General features: G+C 65.5%; 14 protein-coding genes. 6 read left to right on the forward strand and 8 right to left on the reverse strand.

The window, feature by feature from the left end:
- Nucleotides 1–55 precede the first annotated feature (55 nt).
- The 3 genes from H3005_RS18275 (at nucleotide 56) to H3005_RS18285 (ending at nucleotide 3441) form a co-directional block, all read left to right on the forward strand.
- Complete coding sequence (locus H3005_RS18275; protein WP_191078722.1) at nucleotides 56–1870, forward strand: copper resistance system multicopper oxidase; 1815 nt, start codon at nucleotides 56–58, stop codon at nucleotides 1868–1870.
- Entirely contained in the window at nucleotides 1867–2847 is a 981-nt protein-coding gene (locus H3005_RS18280; RefSeq protein ID WP_191078723.1) for a copper resistance protein B, read from the forward strand. The genes H3005_RS18275 and H3005_RS18280 overlap by 4 nt, the downstream gene beginning before the upstream one ends.
- Nucleotides 2848–2928: 81 nt before the next feature.
- A complete protein-coding gene (locus H3005_RS18285; RefSeq protein ID WP_100553295.1) occupies nucleotides 2929–3441 on the forward strand; it encodes a GNAT family N-acetyltransferase in 513 nt (170 codons plus the stop codon).
- A 6-nt stretch (nucleotides 3442–3447) separates the two neighbouring features.
- Here H3005_RS18285 and H3005_RS18290 read toward each other — a convergent pair whose 3' ends face one another.
- Complete coding sequence (locus tag H3005_RS18290; RefSeq protein WP_025874650.1) at nucleotides 3448–3771, reverse strand: zf-TFIIB domain-containing protein; 324 nt, start codon at nucleotides 3769–3771, stop codon at nucleotides 3448–3450.
- A 278-nt stretch (nucleotides 3772–4049) separates the two neighbouring features.
- On the opposite strand from H3005_RS18290, the gene H3005_RS18295 reads away from it, so the two are divergent.
- The gene (locus tag H3005_RS18295; protein ID WP_100553296.1) at nucleotides 4050–4472 is read left to right on the forward strand and encodes a response regulator; all 423 of its coding nucleotides are present in this window, start codon (nucleotides 4050–4052) and stop codon (nucleotides 4470–4472) included.
- A gap of 63 nt (nucleotides 4473–4535) precedes the next feature.
- Here the strand turns inward: H3005_RS18295 and H3005_RS18300 are convergent, their stop codons facing one another.
- The 7 genes from H3005_RS18300 to H3005_RS18330 form a co-directional block, all read right to left on the reverse strand.
- Nucleotides 4536–5471, reverse strand: coding sequence for an alpha/beta hydrolase-fold protein (locus H3005_RS18300; protein WP_100553297.1), 936 nt, complete (start codon nucleotides 5469–5471; stop codon nucleotides 4536–4538).
- A gap of 87 nt (nucleotides 5472–5558) precedes the next feature.
- Nucleotides 5559–6404, reverse strand: a complete 846-nt coding sequence (locus tag H3005_RS18305; RefSeq protein ID WP_100553298.1) for an alpha/beta hydrolase-fold protein — start codon at nucleotides 6402–6404, stop codon at nucleotides 5559–5561.
- A gap of 146 nt (nucleotides 6405–6550) precedes the next feature.
- Nucleotides 6551–7015 (reverse strand): lysis system i-spanin subunit Rz, encoded by a 465-nt coding sequence (locus tag H3005_RS18310; RefSeq protein WP_100553299.1) that lies wholly within the window; start codon nucleotides 7013–7015, stop codon nucleotides 6551–6553.
- A 3-nt stretch (nucleotides 7016–7018) separates the two neighbouring features.
- Entirely contained in the window at nucleotides 7019–7555 is a 537-nt protein-coding gene (locus H3005_RS18315) for a lysozyme (RefSeq protein ID WP_100553300.1), read from the reverse strand.
- The gene (locus tag H3005_RS18320; protein ID WP_025874660.1) at nucleotides 7552–7749 is read right to left on the reverse strand and encodes a hypothetical protein; all 198 of its coding nucleotides are present in this window, start codon (nucleotides 7747–7749) and stop codon (nucleotides 7552–7554) included. The genes H3005_RS18315 and H3005_RS18320 overlap by 4 nt, the downstream gene beginning before the upstream one ends.
- A gap of 124 nt (nucleotides 7750–7873) precedes the next feature.
- Nucleotides 7874–8302 carry a hypothetical protein gene (locus tag H3005_RS18325; protein ID WP_100553301.1) on the reverse strand — a complete coding sequence of 143 codons (429 nt, stop codon included), beginning with the start codon at nucleotides 8300–8302 and terminating at the stop codon, nucleotides 7874–7876.
- Between the two features lie 7 nt (nucleotides 8303–8309).
- Entirely contained in the window at nucleotides 8310–8552 is a 243-nt protein-coding gene (locus H3005_RS18330; RefSeq protein WP_191078724.1) for a YdaS family helix-turn-helix protein, read from the reverse strand.
- Between the two features lie 85 nt (nucleotides 8553–8637).
- On the opposite strand from H3005_RS18330, the gene H3005_RS18335 reads away from it, so the two are divergent.
- Together H3005_RS18335 and H3005_RS18340 are read left to right on the forward strand one after the other, a co-directional pair.
- Nucleotides 8638–9144 (forward strand): hypothetical protein, encoded by a 507-nt coding sequence (locus tag H3005_RS18335; RefSeq protein WP_100553302.1) that lies wholly within the window; start codon nucleotides 8638–8640, stop codon nucleotides 9142–9144.
- A gap of 88 nt (nucleotides 9145–9232) precedes the next feature.
- Nucleotides 9233–9466 (forward strand): hypothetical protein, encoded by a 234-nt coding sequence (locus H3005_RS18340; protein WP_025874663.1) that lies wholly within the window; start codon nucleotides 9233–9235, stop codon nucleotides 9464–9466.
- Nucleotides 9467–9708: the final 242 nt, after the last annotated feature.

Below are 9708 nucleotides of genomic sequence, written 5' to 3' on the forward strand. Positions count from 1 at the left end.
CTGCGCACCGAAGCCGGCCCTGCGCTGGCGTCTTTCCGTGTTTGGAGTCACCACCATGAGTACCCGTATTCCTCCCGGCCCGGGCGCTGTGCCCATGCCGTCTCGTCGTCTGTTCGTGCAGGGCATCGCCGCTGGCGGCGTGGTTGCAGGCATCGCCGCAGCCGGCGTCCCGCAGCGCGCGCTCGCCGCCGCCTCTGCCGCGCCACGCCTGGCCGGCGCGCCGGCGGTCATCAGCGATACCCGGGTAGAACTGGCCATCGGCGAGTCGCTGGCCAACTTCACCGGCCGCACCCGCCCGGCGATCACCGTCAACGGATCGCTGCCGGCACCGATCCTGCGCTGGCGCGAAGGCCAGACCGTGGACCTGTTCGTGCGCAACACGCTCGGCCAGCACCCCACCTCCATCCACTGGCACGGCATCCTGCTGCCGGCCAACATGGATGGCGTACCCGGCCTGAGCTTCAACGGCATCGGCCCCGGCGAGACCTACCACTACCACTTCGATCTCAAGCAGTCCGGCACCTACTGGTATCACAGCCATTCGCTGTTCCAGGAACAGGCAGGGCTGTACGGTGCGCTGATCATCGACCCGGCAGAGCCGGCACCGTACCGGCATGACCGCGAGCACGTGATCATGCTGTCCGACTGGACCGACATGGATCCTGGCGCGCTGTTCCGGCGCATGAAGAAGCTCGCCGAGCACGACAACTACTACAAGCGCACCCTGCCTGACTTCCTGCGCGACGCCCGTCGCGATGGCTGGTCGGCCGCACTGTCCGACCGCGGCATGTGGGGCCGGATGCGGATGACGCCCAGCGACATCTCCGACATCAACGCGCACACCTACACCTACCTGATGAACGGCACTGCGCCGGCCGGCAACTGGACCGGCCTGTTCCGCAGCGGCGAAAAGGTGCTGCTGCGCTTCATCAATGGCGCGTCGATGACCTACTTCGACGTGCGCATCCCCGGCCTGAAGATGACCGTGGTCGCCGCCGACGGCCAGTACATCCATCCGGTCAGCATCGACGAGTTCCGCATCGCCCCGGCCGAAACCTACGACGTACTGGTCGAACCCAGCGGCCAGGATGCCTTCACCATCTTCTGCCAGGACATGGGCCGCACCGGATATGCCGCCGGCACCCTCGCCGTGCGCCATGGTCTGCAGGCACCGATTCCCGCGCGCGACCCGCGCCCGCTGCTGACGATGAGCGACATGGGTCACGACATGGGCAGCGGTGGCCATGGTGGCCACGACATGGCGGCAATGAAGGGCATGGAAGGCGGCTGTGGTGCCAGCATGGGCCACGGTGCGCATGGCGGCGGCAGCGATGCGGCCAGCAAGGCGCCAAAGCATCCGGCCAGTGAGCGCAACAATCCGCTGGTGGACATGCAGAGCTCGGCCACCGAGCCGAAGCTGGACGACCCCGGCATCGGCCTGCGAGACAACGGCCGCCAGGTACTCACCTATGGTGCGATGCGCAGCCTGTTCGACGACCCCGATGGCCGCGAGCCCGGTCGCGAGATCGAGCTGCACCTGACCGGCCACATGGAGAAGTTCTCCTGGTCGTTCGATGGCATTCCCTTCGCCGGTGCCGAGCCGCTGCGCCTTAACTACGGCGAGCGCATGCGCATCGTGCTGGTCAACGACACCATGATGCAGCACCCGATCCATCTGCATGGCGTGTGGAGCGACCTGGAAAACGCACAGGGTGAATTCCAGGTGCGCAAGCACACCATCGACATGCCGCCCGGCACCCGCCGCACCTATCGCGTACGCGCCGATGCACTCGGCCGATGGGCCTACCACTGCCATCTGCTGTACCACATGGAAGCAGGCATGATGCGCGAAGTGAGGATCGAAGAATGAGCCGTTCCCTGCTTGCGCCGAGCCTGTTGACCCTCGGCATGTTGGCCGCGCTGCCCGCGTTCGCGCAGTCCCATGCCGGTCATGACATGACAGCGCCCTCGCCTCCTGCCGATACCACACCAGCGGCAGCGGCCGACGTGGATCATTCGAAGATGGACCACTCGAAGATGGATCACGGTGCAATGGACCATTCAATGATGGACCATGGCGCGATGGATCATGGCGCGATGGATCACTCGACAATGGGCCATGGCACGCCCGCGCCGACCGCGCCGCGCGAACCGATTCCTGTCCCCACCGATGCCGATCGTGCGGCCGCGTTCCCACCCATCGCGCATGGTGCGATGGAGCACGCTCCGGAGATCAACAGTCTGCTGCTGATCGATCGCCTGGAACACTGGGATGGAAAGAACGGCAACGGCCAGGCCTGGGAGGCCAGCGGCTGGATCGGCGGCAACATCAATCGACTGTGGCTGCGCACCGATGGCGAACGCAGCAACGGCCGCACGGAATCCTCGGGCGTGGAAGCACTCTACGGGCGTGCCATTTCGCCGTGGTGGGACGTGCTGGTCGGCGTACGCCAGGACTTCCGCCCCGCCGATTCACGCACCTGGGCGGCGATCGGCATCCAGGGGTTGGCACCGTACAAGTTCGAAAGCTCGGCCACGCTGTATGCCGGTTCCGGTGGCCAGCTGATGGCCAAGGCCGAGATCGAATACGACGTGTTGTTGACCAACCGGTTGATCCTGCAGCCACTGCTGGAAGCCACCGTGGCCAGCAAGGATGAACCCGAGTACGGCATCGGCCGCGGCCTGAACAAGGTCGAAGCCGGCCTGCGCCTGCGGTACGAGTTCAGCCGCCGCTTCGCGCCGTACATCGGCATCAGCCACGAACGCGCGTTCGGCGACACGGCGGACTATGCCGGCGACCATGCACGCGATACGCGCTGGGTCGCCGGCATCCGCATGTGGTTCTGAGCAGCGGATCGTGAGCAGCAGCCAGCCCCGGCAACCACCGGGGCCGGCTACACTGCCGCACGTTCCATTGCAGGCTGCACCATGTCGTTGCACATCCGCCGCGCCACCCTGGCCGACGTCGACGCCCTGTCGGCGATCGCCATCGCCACCTATACCGAAACCTGGGGCGATTCCTATCCGCCGCAGGACCTGCACATCTTCCTGCAGGATCACTACGGCACCGCACCGCAGCGGGTCGAGCTATCCGACCCGCGCAGCGCGGTGTGGCTGCTGCTGGAGGGTGAAACGGTAGTGGGCTATCTGGCCGCCGGTGCCAACACCCTGCCGCATGCGGACGCGCGCGATGGCGACGTCGAACTCAAGCGTCTGTACGTCCTGGCCAGTCACCAGAACGGCGGCCACGGTGCGCGGCTGATGGATACGTTCATGGCCTGGCTGGACCAGCCACAGCGCCGCACCCTGTGGGTGGGCGTGTGGGAAGAGAACTTCGGTGCGCAGCGCTTCTACGCGCGTTATGGCTGCAGCAAGGCCGGCGAGTACGACTTCATTGTCGGCGACAGCCGCGACCGCGAGTTCATCCTGCGCCGGCCCTGAGCGACCTCAGAAATCGAACAGCTCGGAGAGGAAACTCTCCTTCTTCTTTTTCTTGTAACCCTGGCTGTACTGGCCACGGTTGTCGTCGTGGCGCTGGCCGAGATGACGGGTATCGCGATGCATCACCGGCGGCGGCGCGGCCTGCGGTTGCACAGGCGCGGGCCCTGGCGGCGGCATGGCGGCGCCTGCACCGTCAGTGGCGCGTTCGATGATCTTGTCGAGTTCGCCACGATCCAGCCATACGCCACGGCAGCTCGGGCAGTAGTCGATCTCGATGCCATGGCGCTCGGCCATCTGCAGGGTCTGGGTCTTGCACACGGGGCACAGCATTCGCATTGCTCCTGTCGGTCTGCCCTCGACTGTACCTGCGTACGGATGACTGTGCGGCAACGCATGACCGATGGCACAGGGACTTCCGGCGCGTGCCGCTGCCCCCGGCTGCCCAGCGCACTGCGCCTGCTGGCGGTGGCAGCACTGGCCTGGCATGCGCGCCGCCAGCGCAGCTAGGTCTTGTAACGCCCACTTAGCCAATCCTGCACACGGGGCTCACTGGGGGCTTGCGCATACTTGCGCGCCTTTCATGCCCTACCGTCCGGAGTTGTTGCGTCATGCTGCTGTCCAAGCGCCACGTTGAACCACGCGTCCTGCTGATCGAAGACGCCGAGGAAACCCGTGAACTGAGCCGGATGGCGCTGGAGAGCCAGGCCTGCCACGTCGCAGGCGTGAGCAGCGCCGAAGCCGCGCTGGGCCTGCTGGCGGCCGGTGAGCGCTTCGACCTGATGTTCACCGACGTCAATCTCGGCCGGGTCAGTGGCATCGAGGCCGCCAACCGCGTGCGCGGTCTGTACCCCGAGCTGCCGATCCTGGTGACCTCCGGCATGGACCAGCATGCCGTGCTGCCGCAGCTGCAGGACGGCATCCACTTCCTGCCCAAGCCCTACAACATGAGCGAGCTGCTGGATGCGATCCGGTTGTGCTTCCGTCATGCGGATGTCGGCGTGTTGACCGGGGCGGATGCACAGGCAGCGTGAGGCATTCATCCACGCATGGCGTGGATCTACTGGTGCATCTGCATGCGTGGATGGAATTGGCCGTCAACCGCCGGTGTACGGTCCTTCGCCCGGAAGTACCTGCAGCAGCGCGCGGGTGATCACGCGCGGATACACAGTGAGATGGTCTTCGCCATCAATCACGATGTTCTCCACCTGCAGCTTGCGACCGCTGCCCTGCAGCTGGCCGGCAAAGTCGGCGGTCTGCCGCAGCATGTCGTTGCCCGTTGAATAGCGTGGCCCCGGCTTGACCGTCTCGTAGCCGCCCACCGACAACAGCACACGGATGGGCTGTGAAGGCATTACCGCGGCGTCCTGCATGCGCGGCAGCAGGCCCTGGTCGAACCACAGCGACGGACTGGACAGGATGTAGGTGCCGAACATGTCGGGCTGGGTCGTCAGCACGTAAGCACCAAACAGCGCGCCATAGGAATGACCCGCGAACACGCGCCGGGCCGGATCGGTACGGTAGCGCGCATCGACCATCGGCAACACCTGCGCAGCCACGAAGTCGCGATAGTGCGCGGCACCACCGTAGATAACATCATCGCTGTAGTAGCCGGCTGGCGTGCGCACCGGGTTGCTGGGCGTGTAATCGCGCGAGCGGCTCTGTTTCGACGTCAGTCCTTCCTGCGGCGGCAACCCGACCAGGATGAAATCCTCGATATTGACCCCCTGCTGCCCCACCAGGTTGCGCACACTGCGCACCAGCGGAAAGCTGTACAACGCATCGGTCACGTACAGCACCGGATAGCGCTTCTGCGGATGTGCCGCGTAGCCAGCAGGCAATGCCACCCACAGGGCATAGTCGCGCCCGATCGGGTCATGCACGCGCAGTGACTCTGTATCGGGCAGCACCACGCCGGGCACGGCCGTCGCGCCCTCCTTCGCTTCACCCTGCGCGGCCGGCGGCGCCACCGACATCGCACAACCACTTACGGCCAGGCAGACCGCTACACTCCATCCACGCACACGCTGCATCCGTTCGCTCTCCCGTTGCGGGCGGCGCACGCAGGTGGCGCCGCTACCGCATCCTCACACGCCGCGTTGCCGTACGCCAAGCCACTCTCAGGGCGAAGCCGGCGGCGGTGCCGGGAACAGCGTCCGCAGGGCCTGCAGTGCCGCGGGGTGATAGATCGTCGCGTGGGTCTCTTCCGGCAGCGGCTGGTACTTCACCAGCGTTGCCGGTGATGCCTGCTGCATCACTGCCGCCAAGCGTGCGCTCGACGCGGCCAGCTCCGGCTGACCACTGCTGGCCAGGAACAGCCGTGCGCCACTGCGGGCAACTGACGGCAACTGCTTGCCTGCGCCAGACAGCAAAGCGCTGCGGTTCCACCACAGACTGGGATCCAGCGCGATGTAACTGTTGAACAAGGTCGGTTCCTGCAGCAGCGTCTCGACCACGAACAGGCCCGCCAGCGATTCGCCGATCAGCGCGCGCTCGTCGGTGGTCGGGTAGCGCTGGCGCACCTGCGGCATCAGTTCATCGCGCAGGAAATCGCGATATGCCGCCGAGCCACCAATACGTGGCGCGATCTTGCGATCCTCCGCCACGTTGCTGGGGCCGGTCATGTCGCGGCGGCGCTCGGTGTTCTCGATACCGACCAACAGGAATGGACGCATGCTGCCGTTGCCGGTCAGTACCTGCACAAGCCCGGCCACGTGCAGGAAGTCCTCGCCGATGCCACCGTCGGGCATGTAGAGCACCGGCAGCGGCGTCTTCGGGTCCAGGCCCCACGGCTTTGGGCGGTACACGTTGATGCGGCGGGTTTCGCCCAACGCCCTGGATTCGATGGTGAAGGTTTCGCCGATGGCCAGCGGCGAAGCGACCGCCGGCTCAGCCGCAGACTCGGCGGCCATCAGCGGCGCGGCGGAAACAGCGGACAACAACAGCGACAGCACGATCAAACGCATGGGGCGGCCCATCCTGGGAAAGACGCTGAGCATAACGCCACGCTGATCGCACGGCAGACTCCATCTCGACTCCGATTGCGAAGATCCGCTGCTGAACGCTCGTCATGGGTTACCGAAGGTCTGACCCCACCCCGACCCGCACGCTTTCAACGCCGGTCCAACGCGATCACCGCCTGGCAGCTCCTGAGCTGGTCGTCGGCGTCGCGTCCGATTCGAACAAGCGCTGCCGCAACCTCTGCTCGTAGTTGGGCGCCCGCATCACGTTCGCGGGCGCTGGCGGTGGCGTCGGACAAGCGACCGGTATGGCAGGCGGCGAGGTCGTTGCGCAACCGGAGACTGCCAGCACGCAGGCCAGCGACCACCTCGGCTTCCACTTCGGCCGCACGTTCGCGATCTTGTTCATGTCGTACTCCCAGCGAGGCCATCGCCCCGGTCTGTACCGCCTGCCGTTCGCGCGCTGCGCGCTCGGCCTGCATTGCCTCGGCGTGCTGCAGCGACGCAACCTCTGCCTTTGCGGCATCGCTGCGATCGCCACGCCAGCCCCAGCCTGCCGCGAACATCACCGACGACCACAGCACCAGCAGCGCAATCGCGATCAATGTGCGTGGCATCCTTCACTGCTCCGCCAGGCAGCGGGCATGACGCTGTTGCTGCCGTTGCCATACGCCCCAGCACACCGTGTTCGGCTGTCCGTTGACCCGGGTCGAACAGTCGTAGCCCCCTGCCCGCTTCCACAGCAGCAACGCATCGCATGCCTGGCGATACTCACCTCGCAGGAGGTGCCCGCGCATGGACGATCCATTCCAGTTGCCGATCCCATACTGGTAGAGGAAGTCGACATAGGTGTCGTACTCACCCTGAGTCAGCGCGACGCCCGGCAACGATGCGCGGAACTGCGATTCCTCGCGTGCCAGATGTGCTTCCACGGTACGCAGCGCACGGACCGGTGTAGTCCGGTCTCCGAGCCGCACCGGCGTGCCATCTTCGCGTCGGGTCGAGCCAAAACCATAGGTCGGCCGATCGTTGCGGGTCGGCACCACCGCCGCGTCGGTATAGCCCTCATGCTCGACAATGGCGATCAGGCCTGCGGCACTGAGGGCCAGCGCGGCAACCAGACGGCGCACCGGCAACGCTGTGGCCGGCCTGCTCATTCGCGTCCCTTCCGCCGCCACTCGCGCAACCAGCGCCAGCACAGGTAAGCGATCTGCGCGGCGAGATAGATGATGGTCAGGACCACCACCAGGCGGTCCAGGGTTATGCCGGCGGCAAGTGCACCGGCAACGGTTACCGGCGGAGCCGATTTGGCCGCCGCTGCGCCCACTGCGCTGAAGATTTCTTCTTTCATGGAAAGTCCAGGATTCGATGCTGGCCACGACGTACCGAGGTGGCCGGGAGAGGTGCCCGTCTCGCTGCCGGCTGGGCGCGAGGGTTCATCCGGTCGGGAGACGGGCGAAAGTTGCGCCCACCGCTCATGCGGCCTGGGCGATGCCTTCCATCCAGCCGCGCACGCGCTGGAAGCCCAGCTCGACCAGATTCAGGTAATGCCGGTTGGAGACCGGTCGCTGCCCGCAGTTGGCGAGCAGCAGATTGGCGGTCTCGAAGCGCTCGACCTTGCGACGGCCGCGACCGCAGTAGTAGCCACGCAGTGCGCAGGCCATCGCCACGTTGTCACGGGCAACTGCGGTGATGATGTCTTCAATCTGCTGCGCCAGCAGATCCGTCTCCAGTGGCTTGTACCCCTGCGCACGGCCAGGCATGTCGCCGCGATGCTCGATCAGGACAGCCAGCAGGTTGCGTGATTGGAAGCCCAGGTATTCGCAGTCGCGATGCAGGGCGTACTCACCGCCCCAGTGCTCCAGACGGCTGCGGACGTATTCGCCGAACGTATCAAGCTGCATGGTGGGCTTATCCTTGGATGGACGACGGACCCGGCGCGAACACATCCGGGCGCAGGAATTCGCGGCGGACCGCGCCGGCCGTGGCCAGCTCGATGCGTCGGCACAGACGGGCACCGGGCAACTTGTGGCCGCGGGCGATCATGTAGAGGGTCCGCAGCGCACAGCCGGTCTGGTGGGCCAGACGGCGCATCACGGGGCAACTTGGGGTGCCGTAGCCCCCTTGGGAGATGGCGTAGTCGATGAGGTTCATGGCCCACACATTACCGTCAAGGTAATGGATAGTCAATACCGTTTTGGTCATTTGCTGGATTGGTAATGCAGAGCACCATCTACAGATGGACGCCAGTACCGCCCGCACCCTCAACATGCGCCTCCGCGTTGCCGCTGCCGGCGGCCCGGCCGAATGGGCCCGCCTGTTCGGCGGCACCCGCTGGGCGCAGCCCCAGGTCAGCCAGTGGATTTCGGAGAGCAACCCGAAGAGCATCGGCCATCGCCTGGCCCGCGATCTCGAGTCGGCAATGCAGCTCCCGCACGGCACGCTTGATCGTGCCGATCAGGACGTTGATGTGTCGCTTCAGTCTCAATCTACGGGACTGGATTTCGAGAAGATGAGCGCTGCGGTCAAGGTGCTTTCGCACTACCTGGAGCTGGTCGGCGATCCACCGGAATGGATCTACGATCCTGTGCTGCTGGAGACCGCATTCATGGTCGTGGACGCGTTCGGTCAGCCTTCGGCGCCGGACAATGTGCTCGACCTGACGAAGCTTCTGGCAAAACGGATCAGGGAGGCGAAGGATGACTCACACGCGACTCGAGGAGCTCGCACAGCGGTTGGCCGCTAGGACCCAGGAACTGCGCGGCGGTCGCAGCCCGGCGCCGGCCTTGCGGGTGGTGGCCGGTGAGGCGCATGCAGCCCCGGGGGAACGGCGGATGGACGCCATCATGCGCGAGTGGCATTGCCGCATGATCCGCAACGTACGGCGGCGCTGGGGGGAGCCGATGCAGCATGTGATCGACCAGGCCTGTTGCGGAGTGGTGGACATCGACCAGCTCGCCGACGATGCACTGATCCAGCTGCACAAGGACATGGAACGCGCCGAGGAGTGCATCCGCGAGGGGATTTCCTTCCACGACGCCGGGCTTCTACGCGCGCACTACGGTTGAAAAAGACCTGGCCGGTCGATTCTGACCGGCCAGAGTCGCACGATTCATTACTTCATATTCCCCAATTAATTACCTTAAAGGTAATTATTCGGTGTTGCTGGAAGATTTCCTGCGCCAGCGTCGCGGGCGTGGCCGACCGTGGCCGCACGCGGGCAACAAAAAAGCGCCTCTCGGCGCTTTCTGGGTTGTCCAGCAGATGATGCCGGCGCTGTCTACGATGGTGGGCCGTGATGGATTCGAAC

The sequence above is a fragment of the Stenotrophomonas sp. Br8 genome (genome assembly GCF_014763005.1).
Taxonomy (GTDB): Bacteria; Pseudomonadota; Gammaproteobacteria; order Xanthomonadales; family Xanthomonadaceae; genus Stenotrophomonas; species Stenotrophomonas lactitubi.

Excerpts from the sequence above, each read along its gene's own strand:
- H3005_RS18275 (WP_191078722.1), top strand. The coding sequence starts at position 56 with ATGAGTACCCGTATTCCTCCCGGCCCGGGCGCTGTGCCCATGCCGTCT.
- H3005_RS18280 (WP_191078723.1), top strand. The coding sequence starts at position 1,867 with ATGAGCCGTTCCCTGCTTGCGCCGAGCCTGTTGACCCTCGGCATGTTG.
- H3005_RS18285 (WP_100553295.1), top strand. The coding sequence starts at position 2,929 with ATGTCGTTGCACATCCGCCGCGCCACCCTGGCCGACGTCGACGCCCTG.
- H3005_RS18290 (WP_025874650.1), bottom strand. The coding sequence starts at position 3,771 with ATGCTGTGCCCCGTGTGCAAGACCCAGACCCTGCAGATGGCCGAGCGC.
- H3005_RS18295 (WP_100553296.1), top strand. The coding sequence starts at position 4,050 with ATGCTGCTGTCCAAGCGCCACGTTGAACCACGCGTCCTGCTGATCGAA.
- H3005_RS18300 (WP_100553297.1), bottom strand. The coding sequence starts at position 5,471 with ATGCAGCGTGTGCGTGGATGGAGTGTAGCGGTCTGCCTGGCCGTAAGT.
- H3005_RS18305 (WP_100553298.1), bottom strand. The coding sequence starts at position 6,404 with ATGCGTTTGATCGTGCTGTCGCTGTTGTTGTCCGCTGTTTCCGCCGCG.
- H3005_RS18310 (WP_100553299.1), bottom strand. The coding sequence starts at position 7,015 with ATGCCACGCACATTGATCGCGATTGCGCTGCTGGTGCTGTGGTCGTCG.
- H3005_RS18315 (WP_100553300.1), bottom strand. The coding sequence starts at position 7,555 with ATGAGCAGGCCGGCCACAGCGTTGCCGGTGCGCCGTCTGGTTGCCGCG.
- H3005_RS18320 (WP_025874660.1), bottom strand. The coding sequence starts at position 7,749 with ATGAAAGAAGAAATCTTCAGCGCAGTGGGCGCAGCGGCGGCCAAATCG.
- H3005_RS18325 (WP_100553301.1), bottom strand. The coding sequence starts at position 8,302 with ATGCAGCTTGATACGTTCGGCGAATACGTCCGCAGCCGTCTGGAGCAC.
- H3005_RS18330 (WP_191078724.1), bottom strand. The coding sequence starts at position 8,552 with ATGAACCTCATCGACTACGCCATCTCCCAAGGGGGCTACGGCACCCCA.
- H3005_RS18335 (WP_100553302.1), top strand. The coding sequence starts at position 8,638 with ATGGACGCCAGTACCGCCCGCACCCTCAACATGCGCCTCCGCGTTGCC.
- H3005_RS18340 (WP_025874663.1), top strand. The coding sequence starts at position 9,233 with ATGGACGCCATCATGCGCGAGTGGCATTGCCGCATGATCCGCAACGTA.